Source organism: Gilliamella sp. B3023, from assembly GCF_026536845.1.
Classification (GTDB): domain Bacteria; phylum Pseudomonadota; class Gammaproteobacteria; order Enterobacterales; family Orbaceae; genus Gilliamella; species Gilliamella apicola_E.
Genome location: NZ_JAFNNH010000015.1, coordinates 45964 through 64653, shown reverse-complemented (window position 1 = coordinate 64653; position 18690 = coordinate 45964). Strand labels below are relative to the sequence as shown.

The window sequence follows — 18690 nt, the reverse complement described above, 5'->3', positions numbered from 1 at the left end:
CCGATAAACAAGGAAATATGAAATGGATAGCCAAATACGATTTTAATCAATTATACCAATTAACCGACCAAGCAACTGTCTTAGACCCGATGTCTGCTTTTCGTTTTGAAGATTTTATAGCCCCCAATGAAAACACCATTATTTTGATTGGAAATAAAGATCTTAATGCCTTTGATTCAAGCCAAAGAGGGTATCAAGCAGTAATACATGTATCGAAAGATCGGGGCAAAAGTTATCAAGAATTATTGCTACCCGAACAAGAGATGAAATGGATTGATACCAGTAATGATTATTCATTAGTAGAAGCTCAAAATAGATTACCCGATAACAGTAAAAAAATTTCCCAATATCTTTTAGATCATAAGAGTCTAAAAGTGGTTAAAATAGATGAGTATTTATCTGCCGATGATATCGATTATAAAAAATTCAACGGTAAATATGTCATATATTCCAATCGAGGCAATTTAAAACTGATTAATTTATTGAATCGAGAAGAAGAATACCCCTTGCCTGACGACTTAAACAATCAGCCATTTTATTTAACCGCACATGGTAACATTCTAACTTTACAAAAAAATCAGATCATTAGTTATGACCCTAAAACCCAAAACCAGCAAATCATCAAAAGTTTCAAAAATAACTATGATGTCTTACTATATCAAGATGACACTTTTATTTTGGGTAAAGCTGACCTGTTAAAAACGTCTGCAACTTTTTATAATGAAGAGGAAAAAGAGTTATATACACTTGATTCAAAAAAATGTGAACTTTTACCGATATAAAAATTTTGTATGCGACTATAAACTTTTATCATCTATTAACCCGTCAATTCGATATTCATATGACTATGGACAAACTTGGAATAAGTATGAGTTAAAAGGTATGTTTGCTACTTCTAGACCTGTCGGATTTTATAAAGATAAATTTATCATTTTACGTGCATCATTCCATGATAAACCAGATCCTGAAGATCGAGGGGGAAGAATTTTAATCGGTGAATTTGAAAAATAGGACGATATTAAACACGCTTAGTATAATATAATTATTTTTGATTTAATTTATCTATTAATCATACAAATTTTATTGGTATCATGAGCAATTAATGAAATTTAAAAGTCCCCAATGGTTTAGAAGAAGAAAGAAGTTTACAGAAATATTAAAAGGTATAATAAAATATAATGAGTGTATTAATAAAAAATAAAGGAATCTTTTTTATTCTAATAATGATATTAACTTTTTCTTGTCAAGGACAAGTTAAAAATGTTTATAGTAAACAAAAGATTCAAGATGAGAGCGAAGCTGATATTATTAAAAATAATATTTTTCATATTCAATTTGATAATGCAGGGGAACTCCATAAAAATTTAGTATCGGATCAACCTTATGATCATTTTATAATTCAAATAGAACAAGGAAATATAAAATTTAAAGAAAACTATAAATTATTAATTAGTAACTATGGTGATAGAAATGATTTAACATTTACTTTGACAAAAGTAAGTAAAAAAGAATATACCTTAGAAATTATACAAGAAACCAGACATTTAACAGTTGATAAATTCATTTTTGAAAAGGATAAAAACAACTTATTAGAATTAATATCCATGGAACAAATCCAATCGGGAAATACTATTCAAATCTGTAAATATAGTATGTCAAGAAAGAAAGGAAATGAAATTAATTTAATCATAGATTCAATTAATGATCCTAAATGTTTCAACGTTAAAAATAAATAATATTAAAAGTTAGATACATAAACAAAAAATAAGTCTACAACCCAATCAACCCGGCAACAAGGTATTACAACCTCAAACCGATTCCTATTCAGCCAACCCCAATCAAATTGTCTATGATTTGTTACATCAATCTGATTTTCATATTAATGTAACGGATGCCTATTTTGCAAAAAAAGTAAATGCCCCGAATAAACCTAATGAATATACCTATTTAAAATTAAATCAAGCCTCTTTGGGTAACAAAATTTATCTGTGTTGCCAAATGTTACGATACTCCCTGAAAAGGTAAATTAGTGCTCAGACTCAGAGAAATTGAAAATACCGATACTACCCAAAACCTGTATTCAAATAATCCATTTCCTTTTTAGTCAATGGATAAGAAAAAACAGAAATGGAATACACGGTAGACGGCTCCATTACCTATATCAAGGAAATAGTAAAAACGTTGTTAAAGTTGCCAATAATAAAGAAGCTATCTATTTTCGCTGTGATATAGCTACTAATAACAAAGCGGATTATTTTATTTCAATTCATGCGGATGGCTTAACCAATTTTACTTCCGGCGCCCATGTTATCTGTAATGAAGGAGATAAAAAAGGGCTAGAATTAGCTAATGATATTTTTAATTGTTATACTGTTGTCAATATAGGAAAGAAACACCCTGATGCTAGAAATAATGTAGGAGTTCTTGGGAGAAAAAATCAAACGAAAGATAAAGTTTTAATCGAGCTTGGTTATATTACACACCCTAAAGATGCAAAAAGTATTTACGACAATATGGACTTAATAGCAGAGCAACTTGCTCAAGGGTTAGAAATCAACATTAATAAACATTTTTAAGAATAAAATGAAAAAATTACTAATAGTGTCTATTTTTTTTGTTGGCATTTTGGCATGTGTTCAACGCATTGAAGCAAAAAATATTTCCGAAGCTACCCCTTCAAATTCAGTACGAATTAAAGAATCCAATACTCCTGAGGGTTTTCTACGGTATGAATATTATATCAATGGCAATAAAGCAGCGGATTATATAGAAACTTACTATACTAAAGGCGGTCAATTAGAATCTGTGTATTATATGTCATCATATCAACGAGACGGCATTTCTTCTCAAGGATTTTACCCAAATGGAAAACTAAAATTCATCCGTTATGTAAGAGATGAAGTTAAAAAAGGAGATGTATTATATGTTAGATATTATCCTAATGGACAAATAAATCATATAGAAACAATAGTTACTGACTCTTTAGAATTACCCAAACTCACTACTATTTACTTTGAAAATGGCGTTAAGCAATATGAAGGGTTTATGGATATGTATAATGCTACCACAATACCTGTAGGATTATGGAAAACATACGATGAAAAAGGCGATTTAATCGAAACCACCTATTATCATCCTGATGAATTAGGCAAAGACTATAAAATCGTAACTCAATATAAGAATGGAAAAGTTGTTTCAAAGAAAATTTACAATTTTGATGATTTATATGAGACTGAGTTAAAAGAGCTTTTCACCATACCGTAATAATAAATAATTGAAAAATGAAAAAATAAAAATCCAATGGCGTCCGCACCAGCCTATCAACCCAGAACAACAATTTTACCGCTTTTTATAAGAAGATTAAATAACTGGGCTGACTATAGATTAAAAGGAGGTAGAAATGCTCTACCATTAGGATTATTCTCATATAAATAAAAAAATAATAATGAAAAAAAATGTTTCAATTTGGATTGGTAATTTTCAAGATAATGAACAATTAGAAAATTATCTTTTAATGGAATATCTAGACAATGAAGATTTGCCAAGATCTCAATTCACTAAAGACTTTAAAATAGACTATTATGATCAAGATTTTCAAGAAGCTTATTGTGCTGGAGATTTTCTTTCAGTTGAAAATCTTATTGAACCTATCTCTTATTCAGAAACATTTATAAACCAAATAAAAAGTGAAGATAAAAATTATAATTCCTTAATTGCTGTTTATAAATATAAATATGACGGAGAAGTTAAACAGAATAGTAATATATTTTTTCTTGGAGTATATGAATATGAAGAGTAATATCAAAAAACAATAAAAATAAATCATAAAGCCAACCCTTAAGTTAGCTTGACCCTATCCTATATTTTGTTTATTTTCCAGTTTTGGATAGGCATTGCCATTTTTTAGAAGCTTGTTGTATCGCTAAATAGATGACCTTTTTAACTGAGTCATCGGTCGGGAAAACCTTACGTTTCTTGATAGCATGACGAATAACACTATTTAAAGATTCTATTGCATTAGTGATATAAATCGCTTTGCGAATATTCTTAGAATAAACAAAGAAGGGGCTGATATTTTCCAATGTCTGCGCCATTTCTTCATTTGACACCGTTTTCAATCACCAGTTTATTCATAAAGCCCGTTAATTTGCCTAAATCTTCCTGAGTCTTTATGACTTTGGCAAGCTCTACGGCCATTTCTCTTAATCTTTTTTCGTCTATTTTTTATCTACCTATTTTTTATCATTAGAGTAGTTCAAAAATAGGCAAATACACAAATTTATTTATAGGATCGTATATTTAAAAGCCCAGTTTTTAATATTGTTTTTTCGAACAATAAGAACTAAACCATTTCCGTCTCTTAGATACAAATTTTTATCCTTTACTCGGCTATTTTTGATTTGATTATCAGTCAATCTTTTTATTATTTTTGGCATAAATTTCTTTCCCTTTGGGAAAAAATGAGTATTTTTGTTTACCCTCATTTGAACCCGAAAAAATATTAAATTGATAGATGTATATGGATAAGAGGAATACTAAAAAAAATACAAGATATTGATTTATAAACAAATATAGATGTATAGATATGAGATAAAGTGGAAAGTTGGCTCCTCCAACTGGACTTGAACCAGTGACATACGGATTAACAGTCCGCCGTTCTACCGACTGAACTATGGAGGAACACTTGACGGACAGAATATTAACTATCTATGACGATTATGTCAATCTATAAAACACTAATTAAGTTTAACTGCTCAGCTTGTAAGCAAATAGCGTGAATACTATGCTAAAATAGTACAGATTAACAAGTAGAGTAAAATTTATGAAAAAGAATATTTGTGTTTTTTGTGGTGCTAGTGAAGGGAATCGTCCAGAGTATCGTACAGCGGCTATGCAATTAGGCAAGGTTATTGCCAATCAAAATAGACGATTAATCTATGGCGGAGGCAATAAAGGATTAATGGGCATAATTGCTAATTCCGTTTTAGATCATGGTGGTGAGGTTATTGGCATCATTCCAGAAAAATTAGTCAAAGCCGAAACTGCACACCTTGGTATTACTCGATTAGAAGTTGTTGAAAATATGCATCAACGTAAAGCAAGACTAACTGAACTTGCCGATGGATTTATTGCAATGCCAGGGGGAACGGGCACGTTAGAAGAGCTTTTTGAAGTTTGGACAGGGATGCAAATTGGTTATCATGAAAAACCCGTCGCACTATTTAATAGCCAATTTTGGCAACCTTTACTGAACTTTTTAAAGCACGCAGTACAAGAAGGTTTTATTCGAGAAAGTTTTTATCAAACATTAATTATCTCAGATACTGCTGATTCAATGTTAGAAAAAATGGACAACTTTATACCAAAAGACTTACAACGCTGGGTAAAAAAATAATTTAATATAAAAAAACGCCATCAACTGATGGCGTTTTTAGTTGCATAATTATTATGCGATAGCTGTTGTTTGTGATTCAGGTTTTTTAATCAATGCGTAAGCAACACCTGCAATTACAGAGCCTGCAACGATTGATAATATATATCCACCAACAGGTTTAACTACGCCAGGGATTGCTAATGCAAATAAACCACCATGAGGCGTCATTAACGTTGAACCAAATGCTAATGCCATACCACCAGTGATTGCACCACCAACAATACAACAAGGGATAACACGTAACGGATCACGCGCTGCAAAAGGAATTGCCCCTTCAGAGATAAAGCATAGACCTAAAACTAAAGATGCTTTACCACTTTCTTGTTCTGCTTTAGCAAATTTTTTACGAGCGATTAAAGTAGCTAATCCCATCGCTAATGGAGGAACCATTCCCCCCGCCATAACTGCAGCCATAGGTGCATAAACTTGTGAAGAAATCATACCAGTACCAAAAGCATAAGCAACTTTATTAATTGGTCCACCCATATCAGTACACATCATACCGCCTAATAATGCACCTAACATAACAGCATTAGCACCATTCATGGTATTTAGCCATACAGTAATAATTTTCATTAACCATGCGATTGGCGTACCAACAACAAATTGCATAACAAGACCAGTAATTAAAGTTGCAAGTAAAGGCACAATTAATATTGGTTTCAATGCTTCCATACTTTTTGGTAATGGTAAGTATTTTGTAATAGCTAATGCGACATAACCTGCAAAATAACCAATGATAATACCACCTAAGAATCCTGCACCAGTTGAAACTGCAAGTAAACCACCAACTAGGCCAGGAGCAAGCCCTGGTCTATCAGCAATTGAGTAAGCAATATAACCAGCAAGCAATGGAACCATTAACGAGAAGGCTAAACCACCAATTTGAGCTAAATGAGGTTCACCAACAAGCTCATTTACAAGAGTTTGTTTAACAACTTGTACGCCATTTTCAAGTACAGTAACTGTTTTTAATACTTCTTGGAACTGACCAAAAGCAAAAGAAAGTGCAATGATCAAACCACCTGCAACCACCATTGGCAACATGTAAGACACACCTGTTAGTAGATGTTGATAAAAGCCTTTCTTTTCATTGCTTGATGTTGCAACAGAAGTAGAACCAGACGGTTGATAAATTGTTGCTTCTTCAAATGCTTTATCTAATTCCTGAGCGGTCTTTTTAAGAGCTGGACCAGTTTTGGTACGATAAAGTTTTTTACCAGCAAATTTGCTTAAATCAACATCAATATCACATGCAGCTATAACTACATCAGCAGAAGCAATCTCTTCTGGTGTTAATTCATTTCCAACACCAACAGAACCACGAGTTTCTACTTTACACCACCAACCACGTTTTTTCGCTTCTTCTTCAATCGCTTCAGCTGCCATAAATGTATGAGCAACACCTGTTGGACAAGCAGTTACCGCAACAATACGTTTTTGTCCACTGTTTGCCACAGAAGTGCTAGTATCACCAGTCGATTGTTCATAAACAGTTGCTTTACTTTGTGCATCATTTAAGATTTTTTTAGGATCAGCAAAAACATCATTTATATCATTAACAACATAAACTTTTTTGCCAATAACTGATTTGTCACTAATATTACCGCTACCAACCGAAATGATAGTATCGGCTGATGTTGCATTATCAACAATTTTAAAATTTAAAGAATTAGCAGCTAACGCTAATTCCGCTTTAGCTAATCGCCCATTAACTGGGCCTGAATTGCTACCTTCAACTATGTATATATTCATGAATACTCCTATCCAGCGATTATTTCAATTTTTTCCGACATGTTGGTAACCGCTTGACGGTCTGACACACCAACACCAGCTTGTTCAACAGATAAAGCGGCAACACTTGATGCAAATACTAGGGTGTCTTTGATTGATTTATTATTTAATAAACCATACATTAACCCACCGACCATTGAATCACCAGCACCAACAGTGCTAACCACTTTACATTTAGGTGGTTTGGCTAACCATGCTTCACGTTTAGTTACCCACAAAGCACCTTTGCTGCCAAGTGAAATTACTACGTTTTCTACCCCACCATCAATAAGTTCCATGGCTGCTGTTTTAATTTCTGATAATGTAGATAGTTTTCTGCCTACCCACATTTCCAGTTCTTTATCATTTGGTTTAATTAACCAAGGGTTGGCCTTAAGCCCTGCTACTAAAGCATCACGGCTACTATCAAAGACCACTTTAGGACAAATTGTTTTAACTTGTTTCATCCATTCTGTGAATTTTTCCAGTGATACTCCAGCAGGTAAACTACCACTAATGGCAACCATATCTATCTCTTTCAACCATTCTAAAGAATTGGAAACGAAAGTTTGCCAATCTTGATCGTTAATCGTGAAACCTGAAAAATTTAGGTCAGTGACTTCACTATTTTCTTCAGTGAGTTTAACGTTAATTCGGGTACGGCCATCAACGGTCTGGAATTTATCATCAACATTCAGAGATTTAAAAAGTAAATTAAAACCATCACGATTCTCTTTACCTAAAAAACCACCCACGGTTAATTTAATACCAAGATCAGATAATACTTTGGCAACATTGATACCTTTACCCGCAGCAAGCAAAGCGTTAGTTTGAACTAAGTTAACATCACCAAGCTCAACTTTTGGACAAAAACCTAATAAATCATAAGCAGGATTTAAAGTGATCGTTGCAACACGATAAGTCATGATTAAGCACCCTCTCCTAAACCACTTTCAATTGCTTTACCGATTGCATCTAATACTTGTTCTGCATCATTACCAACAGCAGTAAATTGTAAACGGCTACCTTTTTTCGCACCTAACGCAACAATTTTCATTAAACTAGTTGCACTCACTGGCTCGTTTTTACCATCTAGATTAGCTACCGTCACTTTGCTATTGAACTCTTTAACTAATTTGACAAGAACTGATGATGGGCGAGTGTGTAAGCCATTTTCATTTGGAATAACAAATACTCGGCTTAATTCTTCACCATTAGCACCACTGTTTGATGAATCATTAACATTTTCTGATGTTTCAGATGATACAGAATGATCCCCTGATAGGAGTAGATTATTAAAATCATCACTTTTTGCAGAAATTAATAATGCTAATTTTTGGTTATAAGCTAATGATGCAATGTTATTCACGATAGCTGTTACTGAATCATCAACAGCTGAAATAGTAATAAGAAGCTTAACTGGTTTGCCATCTTGATTAAGATCATTCACCGTACGGCTAATAGCAATCGCATTTTTTAAATTGCCTTCGCGGCTGTCACTTAACCATACCCCATTACCTAAATAACTTGGTTTATTATCAAGTACGTTCGTAATAAAGCTGACATTAACCGCATCGTGTTGTTTTAAACGTGAAGCATTTAAAGCTTGTAATGTAGTTAAGCTATCAGCTTGTATATCCAATAATAATGAGGATTCATCAATTACAAATTGACTATCTTCTACACTTTCTTTGCCAGTTAAAATAGCTAAAGCTTCATCGGCAGTTTGGATTTTTTTGATTCGCTCTTCAACCCCATCAGCACCAAGTACATGAGTTAATTGGCGAAGTAATTCTAAATGCTCATCAGAACTCGCAGCGATACCAATAGTTAGATAAGCTTTTTCGCCATCATCACCCCACTCTACGCCTTGAGGAAAACAAAAAACTTGAACCCCAGTTTTTTTAACTAAGTGGCGAGTTTTAGGTGTGCCATGAGGTATAGCAATACCAATACCTAAATAAGTTGCAGCTTGACTTTCACGTTCAAGCATACCATCAACGTAGCCTTCTTCAACATAACCAGCGCTAGTTAATGCGGCTGCAATCTTTTTAATTGCCTCACTTTTGTTGGTTGCTTGTTCATTTAAATGGATATCTTCTTTAACTAAATGAAACATATAATAAATACCTCTGGGTTATAATATTGGATATACTAAAAACAACTCAGCAATCCCATAATCGTTATTGAATCATGATTGAATCGTTTCAGCGATAATGAATATAAACGTCCTAATTATCAAATAAATTATATCTATTAATTCCTAAAATGTGATCTAGATCAGCTTTTTGAGTAAATCTTTTTAGCTCTATGACGATTTAATTTGACTTTTTAGCAATTTTTCTCGACTCAGGCTACCTCGATAAATTAAACGTCGCGGTATGACTGTTGTTCCTGGTTGATAGTTCTTTTTATGCAAACTATTTAATAATAATTCAATGGTTACTTCTGATACTGATTTATGATCTTGAGATAACGCAATCAATTTACACGGTAAAAAATCGAGTAACTCATTATCACCAAAGGTGGCAATTGTTAGATTATCCGGTAAACGACCAAACTTTTTCAGAATTGCATCAATGGTGCCTTGTAATAAAGAAAAAGAAGTGGAAAAAATGCCGTTTGGTAAATCATTATTTGCCAACCATTGACTAAAAGTAACCTCTGCATCGCGACGACTATAATTATTTGCACACAAAAAATCAACTTTATTGCTATGATTTAGAGCAACTTCCTTAAAACCCTCCATTCGTAGCTGGCTAACAGACAAGTTAGGTAATGCACCAATATAAGCGACTGTTCCATCAACAAATTGATTAAAAGCTTGAGCTAGCATTTTAGAATCTTCTTTGTCAGATCCAACAACATTCCTAAATTCAGATGTTGAGAGTGTTCTGTCTAATGCAAACAAAGGAGTATCACTATTTTGCCAACCGTTGTAAAACGCATAATCAGAATCATTAACAAACGATGAAGAAATGACTAAAGCATCTACACGGCGTTGCTTTAAATGTTTTACACACTCTTTTTCAATTTCCGGATTATCTTCAGAACAAGAAAGCAATAATTGATAGCCTTCTTTTCTTAACAACTGCTCTAAGTAACTTGCAATTCGGGTATAACTTATATTTTCAAAGTCTGGAATGATGATACCAATAGTACGTGTTTTCCCCGCTCTTAGACCTGCTGCTACAGCATTGGGTTGGTAATTATATTCTTTCACTACTGCCATCACTTTAGCAATGGTTTTATCACTAACTCGGTAGTCTTTAGCTTTACCATTTATTACATAGCTGGCTGTCGTTCTTGAAACGCCAGCTAACAGTGCAATTTGTTCTAATTTCATGAATATATCTCAATAAAAAAATTCATCAGTTATTTAAACTGAACACAAATTAAATGTAAACAGAACTTATCATTTAAACTTAACGAATTATAAGAAAAAAAGGATTTAGTGTGAATCTAAACCCTTTTAGTTAAAAAATCTTTTATTAATAATAAATAGCAATGTTTTGGTTATGTATCGTTTCTATTTTTACTGGCGTATCAAATATATCTTCTAAAATAGTTGAATTCATAATTTCTTTTGGACTACCTTGATAAACAAGTTGGCCATCTTTCATGGCTAAAATATAATCAGAATAAACTGAGGCAAAATTGATATCATGGATAACAATAACAATCGTTTTACCGAGTTCATCGGCCGCTCGGCGTAACTGTTTCATCATCGAAACTGCGTGTTTCATATCAAGATTGTTTAGCGGTTCATCAAGCAAAACATACTCAGTATCTTGACAAAGCACCATAGCAACATAAGCACGTTGTCGTTGCCCGCCAGAAAGTTCATCTAAAAACCGATCTTTATACTCAGTTAAATTTAAGAATTCCAGTGCTCGATGGATATGTGCTAAGTCATCTTTATTTAATCGCCCTTTTGAATAAGGATAACGTCCAAATCCTACTAATTCAAAAACAGTTAATCTGCTAGTAAAACGGTTTTCTTGCCTCAATACCGATAAGTAGGTGGCAAGTTTGTCACTTGGCGTATTAACCACGTCCATACTTTGTATTTTTACTTGTCCTTCATCAGCCAGTAATAGACGACTAATAATTGATAATAATGTCGATTTACCTGCACCATTAGGACCTATGATAGCTGTCACTCCACCTTGTGATATGGTCGCATTCACATTTTTTAATACAGATATGGTTTGATATTTTTTACTAATATTATCAATTTCTATCACATTGGAACCTTTTTCAATAATAAGAAGATAAACAGCGAACCACCAATAAACTCAATTACAATAGATAATGCACCAACCATGTTTAAAACATGCTCTAAAAACATTTGCCCACCAACAAGGAAAATAATTCCTAATAAAAATGCGGTTGGCAATAAAAAGCGATGTTGGCTGGAACCACTAATACTGTACGCTAAATTTGCAATAAGTAAGCCTAAAAACGTAAATGGACCAACTAATGCGGTCGATATTGACACTAATACCGAAACTAATAATAAAATAATGGTGACACTTTTTTGATAATCGATACCAAGATTAATCGCATTATCACGACCTAATGCTAGTACATCAAACCGAAAACGCATTCGCCATAAAAATAGACCAATTATGCTGGAAATAACTAATGAAAAGACAATTAGTACGGGTTCAGCTCGAGTAAATGTTGCAAAAATTCGACTTTGTAATACAGCAAATTCAGTTGGTGTCATTAGGCGTTGTAATAAATTGGAAAAACTACGGAACAGCGTTCCTAGAATAATCCCAATTAATAAAACTAAATGAAGATTTTGTTTAAGTTTGTTAAATAATCCTCGATACAAAAATAGAGAAAATAAAATTAATAGTAATGACTCAAAGATAAATTTACCGACAATACCAATATAAGGGATACCTTGAGCATCAATAAAAAATATTACTACTGTTTGAATCAACACAAACAGTGATTCAAACCCCATTATTGAAGGTGTTAAAATTCGATTATTCGTAACAGTTTGGAAAAGTAATGTTGACGTTGCCGCCGAAAAAGCAACTAAAATCATCGTTAATACAATCCAAGTCCGATGTGTCAAAATGTAGCTGATGTTGCCTTTTAAATTAAATGTCATGAAAAAAACAACACAAAGCACAGCAATACCAAGTAATAACCATACTGTTTTTCGGCTAGAAATATGGCGTTTTTGATTAACTAGCATGACGTTTTTTACTCAACAATACTAAAAAAATAATAGCCCCTACTACACCAAGAATGACACTGGCTGGTATTTCAAATGGATAACGGATAACGCGTCCAATAATATCACATAGCAAAACAAGCCCACTGCCTAATAAACAGATCCAAGGAATCGTTTTTCTAACATTATCACCAAATAATAAACTGACAATATTGGGAACAATCAGTCCTAAAAATGGCAATACACCAACCACCACAACGACTATTCCACCTATCAAAGCAATCACAACAAGACCAATTAACATGACTCGATTATAATTAAGCCCAACATTAACCGAAAAGTCTCTACCTAAACCGGCAACAGTGAACCGATCTGCACTCCAACAAGCAAGTAGAGTAATACCTCCAACTAACCATAATAACTCATAACGACCTTGCAAGATTCCGGAAAAGTCTCCTGACTCCCAACCACCAAGTGATTGTAATAGGTCAAAATACATCGCAAAAAAAGTACAAATGGCACTAATTACCGCACCTAGCATAATCCCAATAAGAGGGACCATAAGGGCAGATTTAAAAACAATTTTGCGAGAAATGAACATAAATAACATTGTGCCCGCCATAGCAAATAAGCTGGCAACCACCATTTTCATCATCACACTTGCACCAGGTGCAAGCACTATCATCACTAATAAACCAAGGCTAGCCGACTGAGTTGTACCTACTAACGAAGGTTCCACAAATCGATTTTGGGTAAGGAGTTGCATAATTAAACCAGCAACGCTCATGGCGCTGCCAGCTAATAATAATGCCACTGTTCTAGGTACTCGACTAACAAAAAAGATTTGTCGCATATTACTGTCAGACCATAAATCAGCTAACGTAACGTGCCCAGCACCAATAAAAAGGCTTAATGCAGCCATTGCGAATAAAAAAACAATGCCTGCAATAAAGTAAACCGTTTTAGACATGATTTATATTAATTTGCTGATGATTTTTGTAAAACATCACTTATTTGATCCATCAAACGACTATAAGTTTGAATACCACCAGAGATATACATAGAAGTAGAATCTAAATAAACAATATGGTTTTGTTGCCATGCATCGGTTTTTTGAATTAATTCGTTATTTAAAACCTGTTGTGCAGACTGTGCTTCTTTATTACCAATTGCGTTATCTCTATCAAGCACAAATATCCATTGTGGATTAACACTTGATACAAATTCAGAAGTTACTGCATTACCATGACGTCCTGCTTCTTGGAATGTTGTTGCAGGTTCAAAACCTAATACATCAAAAATAAAACCAAAACGCGATTTAGGGCCATATGCAGACATTTTGCCGCCATTAACCATAATCACTAAAGCCGTTCCAGCAGTGCTAGTTTTTGGTTTTAAGCTATCAATTTTCTGATTAAAATCAGCAATTAGTTTTTTAGCTTCTGCTTGTTTACCAAAAATATTACCTAACTGCTCAGTACGCTGCGTCAAACTAGCCACAAAATTATTAGGATCAATATCAAGCGAAATTGTCGGTGCAATATCACTTAATTTTTTATATACATCAGTGGCACGACCACCTGCAATAATCACATCAGGTTGTAATGAACTTAATACTTCATAATTTGGTTCAAATAATGTACCGACATTGGTATAAGTTTTATCAGCATATTTAGATAAGAACTCGGGGAAATGCACATCAGATTGAGGAACCGCAGTAACGGGAATATTTAATGCATCAATAATATCAAGTGTTGCTACATTAAACACTACCACTTTTTTCGGATTTTCAGGAACGTCTGTTTTACCTTGAGCATGTTCAACAACGATTGAAGCTTTATTAGCGGCAGGTACTTCTTTTTTATCATCACAACCAACTAAAGCAAATAAAGCGGTTAGTAATACTAAAAATTTAAATTTGATAGATGAAAACATTGTAACTCCTAATTATTAGCTTAGTTCAAAAGCGCGTAAATGATAAATAGAATGATTATCATTTAGACTGAATTGTAACTAAAAATAAATAAGTGTTCAATGAACTTTGATAAACAAAAAAATCAATAATTAATAAGCTTATAAAAACATCAGCCAATAATATTAAATTAAAGGCTGATTATTGATCAATTCTACGTCAATTAATAATTGGAATCTTCGGATAATTCTTTAAGCTTTCTGGTTAACGTATTTCGTCCCCAACCTAAAAGGTTGGCAGCATCTTGTTTGTGACCACGAGTAAAATTAAGTGCGCATTTCAATAAAATCCGTTCAACTTCACTAACGGTTTGTGTCAATATCCCTGTTTGGCCCGCTAATAATGCTTGCTTAGCCCACTGTTCGAGCATCGTTTTCCAATCTGTTAAAGGCTGAGGATGGGTATTAACGTCATAATTAACAGATGTAGCAGGCACCGATAACTGTAAAAGTTCTGGAGGTAAATCTTGAACAAAAATTTCATTATTTGACGACATTACAGTCACCCAACGACAAACATTTTCCAATTGCCTAACATTGCCCGGCCAATTAAACATACATAATAAATTAAGCGCTTCAGGACTCAGCACTTTACTTTCGACGCCTAACTCTTTGGCAGTAGTACGTAAAAAATGTTCAGCCAGTTTTGGAATATCTTGTGCTCTATCTCGTAATGGCGGTAATAAAATACGAATAACATTTAAGCGATGGAATAAATCTTCTCTAAACTTACCTTCTCTTACTCTCGCTTGAAGATCTTGATGGGTTGCGGCAATAATACGAACATCAACTTTAACCGGTGAATAACCACCGATTCGATAAAATTGACCATCGGCAAGCACTCTTAATAATCGCGTCTGCACATCTAACGGCATATCGCCAATTTCATCTAAAAATAGCGTACCACCGTTGGCTTGCTCAAAACGACCATGCCTTATTTGGGCTGCACCAGTGAATGCGCCTTTTTCATGACCAAACAATTCAGATTCAATCAGATCTTTTGGAATGGCAGCCATATTCAGTGCAATAAAAGGTGACTGCGAACGTGGACTATGGGTGTGCAATGCTTTAGCAACTAACTCCTTACCCGTTCCTGATTCGCCGTTAATCAGCACACTAATAGATGATTTTGAAAGTCGCCCAATAATACGAAACACTTCCTGCATTGATGGAGCTTCACCGATAATACCAGTAGAAGCTTTACTGCTAGAAGGACTGCTCGGTTTATTGCTTTGAGTTTGTAAAATAGCTCGTTCCACCAGTTGAATAACTTCATCAACATCAAAAGGCTTAGGAATATAATCATAAGCACCTTTTTGGTAAGCATTAACAGCGGCATCAAGATCGGAATGCGCCGTCATAATAATCACAGGCAAATTGGGCATTTGCTCTTTAATATAATTAAGTAAAGATAAGCCATCAATCCCAGGCATTTTTATGTCAGATAATATAACGGCTGGTTTTTGTGGGTGATTCACTAAAGCATCAATCACTTCTTGACCACTTGAAAAACTGATGCAATTAAAATGAGCATTAGTAAGTGCTTTTTCTAACACCCATCTAATCGAACTATCATCATCAACAATCCAAACATTCATTTCAATTAACCTCATTGTTTGATGGGCAGATAGATAGAAAACTCTGTGTGGCCTGGCCAACTATTAAACTCAATTTTTCCATGGTGCTGATCGATAATATTATGAGCAATCGACAAACCGATACCATTACCACCTTCATAACCACTTACCATCGGATAAAAAAGAGTATCTTGAATATGAACTGGAACACCAGGTCCATTATCTTCAATATCGATGCGCGCACAAAGTCGGTAACGCTGACCATGTAAAGTAACCTGAAATGCCGTTCGCGTTCTTATTGTGATAGAGCCTGTTTTCGAACCAATCGCTTGTATCGCATTACGAATGATATTTAAAACTACCTGTTCAATCTGTTCAGAGTCATGTACTAATTCAGGCAGACTAGGATCATAATCACGTATAATCGTTACGTTTGACGGCTTTTCTAAACTTAAAAGCGCATAAATTCGCTCAATAGCTTGGTGAATATTCTGCTGTTTTTGTTGTAAACGTTGTTGTGGACCTAATAACCTATCAACAAGATTCCTTAATCTATCTGCTTGTTCAATAATAATTTGTGTATAGTCTTGCAACTCATTTTTAGGCAGTTCACGTGATAATAGTTGCGCTGCACCTCTAAGCCCACCTAATGGGTTTTTAATTTCATGGGCAAGTCCGCGGACTAGCTCACGTGCTGCATTTTGTTGAGCTTGTTGTAATTGTTCTTGGCTTAGTTTTTTATGGCTATTAAGTGGTGCCATTTCGATCAAAATATGGCCATTAGCAAGCAGTTGTGCCGTCAATGATAAAATATGTAGTTCATTATTTATCACTAAATTTACTTCACTATCGGTAAAACCTTGGTTTTGATCTAAGGCATTTTGCATTAAATCAAGGTCTAACGAAAAATACCCTAACAAATCAGGAAGACAACTTTCTAATATTTTTTTAGAACTTTGGGCTAGTAATTGTTGTGCCGCAGTATTGGCATAAAGAATATTGAGCTTTTTATCAAGTAATAAAATATTGGTTATCATAGAGTCGAGAACAAGATTCGCATCAGATTCATTATCAAATGTCATCGTAAGCACTCCGTTCTCATTAGATACCACCGCCAAACAGCGGTGGTTAAAACTTCAAATAATAAAATAATGACTTATAGGCTGTAATACAATTCAAATTCAACCGGATGCGGAGTCATACGGACACGATCAACATCTTGGCGTTTTAAATCGATATAAGCATCGATAGTGTCATTAGTAAACACATTACCACGAGTTAAGAATTCACGATCCGCATCTAAAGCATTTAACGCTTCTTCAAGTGAACCTGCAACTTGTGGAATTAATTTAGACTCTTCTGGTGGTAAGTCATATAAGTTTTTATCCATCGCATCGCCCGGATGAATCTTATTGATAATACCATCTAAACCAGCCATTAACTGTGCAGCAAATGATAAGTATGGGTTACCAGCTGGATCTGGGAAACGAACTTCGATACGACGAGCCTTAGGACTAGTAACAACAGGGATACGAATTGATGCAGAACGGTTACGAGCAGAATATGCAAGCATAACGGGTGCTTCATAACCCGGTACTAAACGTTTATAAGAGTTTGTTGCTGGATTAGCAAAAGCATTAATTGCTTTAGCGTGTTTGATAATACCACCGATATAGAATAAAGCCATTTCAGAAAGGCCAGCATATTTATCACCAGCAAAAAGGTTCACACCATCTTTAGCAAGTGATTGATGGCAGTGCATACCAGAACCGTTATCACCAAACATTGGTTTTGGCATAAATGTCGCGGTTTTACCATAAGCATGTGCAACATTTTGTACTACATATTTATAGATTTGCACTTCGTCAGCTTTTTTAGTTAATGTATTGAAACGGCAAGCAATCTCATTTTGACCAGCAGTTGCAACTTCATGGTGATGAGCTTCAACAACTAAACCTAGTTGCTCCATAATTAAACACATTTCAGAACGGATATCTTGTGAAGAATCAACAGGAGGAAGCGGGAAGTAACCACCTTTTACACCTGGGCGGTGACCTTTGTTACCTTCTTCGTATTTAGTACCTGAGTTCCAAGCAGCTTCGATATCATCGATATGAACAAAACTACCTGACATCGGCGTTCCAAAACGCACATCATCAAATAGGAAGAATTCTGGTTCTGGTCCAAAAATAACAGTATCAGCAATGCCTGACGATTTTAAAAACTCTTCAGCGCGTTTAGCAATTGAGCGCGGGTCACGATCATAGCCTTGTAATGTTGCTGGCTCTAAAACGTCACAACGAATATTCAATGTCACATCTTCAAAAAATGGGTCAATCACGGCACTTGATGCATCTGGCATTAACACCATATCTGATTCGTTAATCCCCTTCCAACCTGCAATTGAAGAGCCATCAAACATCTTACCATCTTCAAAAAAATCTGCGTCAATTTGACTAACTGGAATGGTAACGTGTTGTTCTTTACCTTTAGTATCAGTAAAACGTAAATCAACAAATTTAACATCGTTTTCTTTTATTAGTGTAAAAACTTTTTGTGTAGACATGTAGCTTCTCCATTGAGGACATATAAAATAAATGTTCAGTTCAAAGGCATATTTGCCTATTTATTAAATTATATGCAAATTTGATGCCAATTTTTTAACCACGATTTTTGAACGGTTTTTATTGGTTAGATAATAGCAAAAATTAACATTAATGCACCAAAATAATGCACATAGC

The 18690-nt window shown here is 34.3% G+C and carries 18 protein-coding genes, 1 tRNA gene and 1 pseudogene; 7 read left to right on the top strand and 13 right to left on the bottom strand.

The genetic code is table 11. From position 1 onward, the window contains the following. The 6 genes from J3U16_RS09325 to J3U16_RS09300 form a co-directional block, all read left to right on the top strand. Positions 1-782, top strand: a 782-nt coding sequence (locus J3U16_RS09325) for a hypothetical protein (protein WP_267342935.1), incomplete at its 5' end; no start/stop codon positions are given. A gap of 100 nt (positions 783-882) precedes the next feature. Next, positions 883-1011 (top strand): hypothetical protein, encoded by a 129-nt coding sequence (locus J3U16_RS09320; protein ID WP_267342934.1) that lies wholly within the window; start codon positions 883-885, stop codon positions 1009-1011. A 167-nt stretch (positions 1012-1178) separates the two neighbouring features. Then, the gene (locus tag J3U16_RS09315) at positions 1179-1736 is read left to right on the top strand and encodes a hypothetical protein (protein ID WP_267330404.1); all 558 of its coding nucleotides are present in this window, start codon (positions 1179-1181) and stop codon (positions 1734-1736) included. A gap of 312 nt (positions 1737-2048) precedes the next feature. Then, complete coding sequence (locus tag J3U16_RS09310) at positions 2049-2576, top strand: N-acetylmuramoyl-L-alanine amidase (protein WP_267342933.1); 528 nt, start codon at positions 2049-2051, stop codon at positions 2574-2576. A 7-nt stretch (positions 2577-2583) separates the two neighbouring features. Continuing rightward, on the top strand, positions 2584-3264 hold the full coding sequence (locus tag J3U16_RS09305) for a toxin-antitoxin system YwqK family antitoxin (RefSeq protein ID WP_267330402.1): 681 nt from the start codon (positions 2584-2586) through the stop codon (positions 3262-3264). Between the two features lie 181 nt (positions 3265-3445). Next, positions 3446-3799 carry an immunity 22 family protein gene (locus J3U16_RS09300; RefSeq protein WP_267330401.1) on the top strand — a complete coding sequence of 118 codons (354 nt, stop codon included), beginning with the start codon at positions 3446-3448 and terminating at the stop codon, positions 3797-3799. Between the two features lie 59 nt (positions 3800-3858). On the opposite strand, the pseudogene J3U16_RS09295 reads toward J3U16_RS09300, so the two are convergent. Both J3U16_RS09295 and J3U16_RS09290 read right to left on the bottom strand, forming a co-directional pair. Beyond that, a pseudogene (locus tag J3U16_RS09295) lies at positions 3859-4099 on the bottom strand (transposase); the annotation flags it as partial. Between the two features lie 505 nt (positions 4100-4604). Next, a tRNA-Asn gene (locus J3U16_RS09290) sits at positions 4605-4680 on the bottom strand. 142 nt (positions 4681-4822) lie between these two features. On the opposite strand from J3U16_RS09290, the gene J3U16_RS09285 reads away from it, so the two are divergent. Continuing rightward, entirely contained in the window at positions 4823-5395 is a 573-nt protein-coding gene (locus tag J3U16_RS09285) for a TIGR00730 family Rossman fold protein (RefSeq protein ID WP_267337131.1), read from the top strand. 51 nt (positions 5396-5446) lie between these two features. Here J3U16_RS09285 and fruA read toward each other — a convergent pair whose 3' ends face one another. From fruA to glnA, 11 genes are all read right to left on the bottom strand, one after another. Continuing rightward, complete coding sequence (gene fruA / locus J3U16_RS09280; protein WP_267337132.1) at positions 5447-7189, bottom strand: PTS fructose transporter subunit IIBC; 1743 nt, start codon at positions 7187-7189, stop codon at positions 5447-5449. Between the two features lie 8 nt (positions 7190-7197). Then, entirely contained in the window at positions 7198-8133 is a 936-nt protein-coding gene (gene fruK, locus J3U16_RS09275) for a 1-phosphofructokinase (RefSeq protein ID WP_267338794.1), read from the bottom strand. 2 nt (positions 8134-8135) lie between these two features. Then, positions 8136-9326 (bottom strand): fused PTS fructose transporter subunit IIA/HPr protein, encoded by a 1191-nt coding sequence (fruB, locus tag J3U16_RS09270; RefSeq protein ID WP_267342932.1) that lies wholly within the window; start codon positions 9324-9326, stop codon positions 8136-8138. A 189-nt stretch (positions 9327-9515) separates the two neighbouring features. Continuing rightward, positions 9516-10553 (bottom strand): catabolite repressor/activator, encoded by a 1038-nt coding sequence (gene cra / locus J3U16_RS09265; protein ID WP_267342931.1) that lies wholly within the window; start codon positions 10551-10553, stop codon positions 9516-9518. A gap of 145 nt (positions 10554-10698) precedes the next feature. Further along, entirely contained in the window at positions 10699-11454 is a 756-nt protein-coding gene (locus J3U16_RS09260) for an ABC transporter ATP-binding protein (protein ID WP_220225631.1), read from the bottom strand. Next, the gene (locus J3U16_RS09255; RefSeq protein ID WP_065735126.1) at positions 11451-12422 is read right to left on the bottom strand and encodes an iron chelate uptake ABC transporter family permease subunit; all 972 of its coding nucleotides are present in this window, start codon (positions 12420-12422) and stop codon (positions 11451-11453) included. The genes J3U16_RS09260 and J3U16_RS09255 overlap by 4 nt, the downstream gene beginning before the upstream one ends. Beyond that, entirely contained in the window at positions 12412-13371 is a 960-nt protein-coding gene (locus J3U16_RS09250) for an ABC transporter permease (protein WP_267342930.1), read from the bottom strand. The genes J3U16_RS09255 and J3U16_RS09250 overlap by 11 nt, the downstream gene beginning before the upstream one ends. Before the next feature lie 8 nt (positions 13372-13379). Beyond that, the gene (locus tag J3U16_RS09245) at positions 13380-14336 is read right to left on the bottom strand and encodes a siderophore ABC transporter substrate-binding protein (RefSeq protein ID WP_267342928.1); all 957 of its coding nucleotides are present in this window, start codon (positions 14334-14336) and stop codon (positions 13380-13382) included. A gap of 200 nt (positions 14337-14536) precedes the next feature. Further along, the gene (glnG, locus tag J3U16_RS09240; protein ID WP_267332422.1) at positions 14537-15970 is read right to left on the bottom strand and encodes a nitrogen regulation protein NR(I); all 1434 of its coding nucleotides are present in this window, start codon (positions 15968-15970) and stop codon (positions 14537-14539) included. Between the two features lie 11 nt (positions 15971-15981). Further along, a complete protein-coding gene (gene glnL / locus J3U16_RS09235) occupies positions 15982-17031 on the bottom strand; it encodes a nitrogen regulation protein NR(II) (RefSeq protein WP_267332421.1) in 1050 nt (349 codons plus the stop codon). 74 nt (positions 17032-17105) lie between these two features. Further along, positions 17106-18515 (bottom strand): glutamate--ammonia ligase, encoded by a 1410-nt coding sequence (gene glnA, locus J3U16_RS09230; RefSeq protein WP_065563711.1) that lies wholly within the window; start codon positions 18513-18515, stop codon positions 17106-17108. Positions 18516-18690 lie beyond the last annotated feature (175 nt).

Excerpts from the sequence above, each read along its gene's own strand:
- J3U16_RS09320 (WP_267342934.1), top strand. The coding sequence starts at position 883 with ATGTTTGCTACTTCTAGACCTGTCGGATTTTATAAAGATAAATTTATC.
- J3U16_RS09315 (WP_267330404.1), top strand. The coding sequence starts at position 1,179 with ATGAGTGTATTAATAAAAAATAAAGGAATCTTTTTTATTCTAATAATG.
- J3U16_RS09305 (WP_267330402.1), top strand. The coding sequence starts at position 2,584 with ATGAAAAAATTACTAATAGTGTCTATTTTTTTTGTTGGCATTTTGGCA.
- J3U16_RS09300 (WP_267330401.1), top strand. The coding sequence starts at position 3,446 with ATGAAAAAAAATGTTTCAATTTGGATTGGTAATTTTCAAGATAATGAA.
- J3U16_RS09285 (WP_267337131.1), top strand. The coding sequence starts at position 4,823 with ATGAAAAAGAATATTTGTGTTTTTTGTGGTGCTAGTGAAGGGAATCGT.
- fruA (WP_267337132.1), bottom strand. The coding sequence starts at position 7,189 with ATGAATATATACATAGTTGAAGGTAGCAATTCAGGCCCAGTTAATGGG.
- fruK (WP_267338794.1), bottom strand. The coding sequence starts at position 8,133 with ATGACTTATCGTGTTGCAACGATCACTTTAAATCCTGCTTATGATTTA.
- fruB (WP_267342932.1), bottom strand. The coding sequence starts at position 9,326 with ATGTTTCATTTAGTTAAAGAAGATATCCATTTAAATGAACAAGCAACC.
- cra (WP_267342931.1), bottom strand. The coding sequence starts at position 10,553 with ATGAAATTAGAACAAATTGCACTGTTAGCTGGCGTTTCAAGAACGACA.
- J3U16_RS09255 (WP_065735126.1), bottom strand. The coding sequence starts at position 12,422 with ATGCTAGTTAATCAAAAACGCCATATTTCTAGCCGAAAAACAGTATGG.
- J3U16_RS09250 (WP_267342930.1), bottom strand. The coding sequence starts at position 13,371 with ATGTCTAAAACGGTTTACTTTATTGCAGGCATTGTTTTTTTATTCGCA.
- J3U16_RS09245 (WP_267342928.1), bottom strand. The coding sequence starts at position 14,336 with ATGTTTTCATCTATCAAATTTAAATTTTTAGTATTACTAACCGCTTTA.
- glnG (WP_267332422.1), bottom strand. The coding sequence starts at position 15,970 with ATGAATGTTTGGATTGTTGATGATGATAGTTCGATTAGATGGGTGTTA.
- glnL (WP_267332421.1), bottom strand. The coding sequence starts at position 17,031 with ATGACATTTGATAATGAATCTGATGCGAATCTTGTTCTCGACTCTATG.
- glnA (WP_065563711.1), bottom strand. The coding sequence starts at position 18,515 with ATGTCTACACAAAAAGTTTTTACACTAATAAAAGAAAACGATGTTAAA.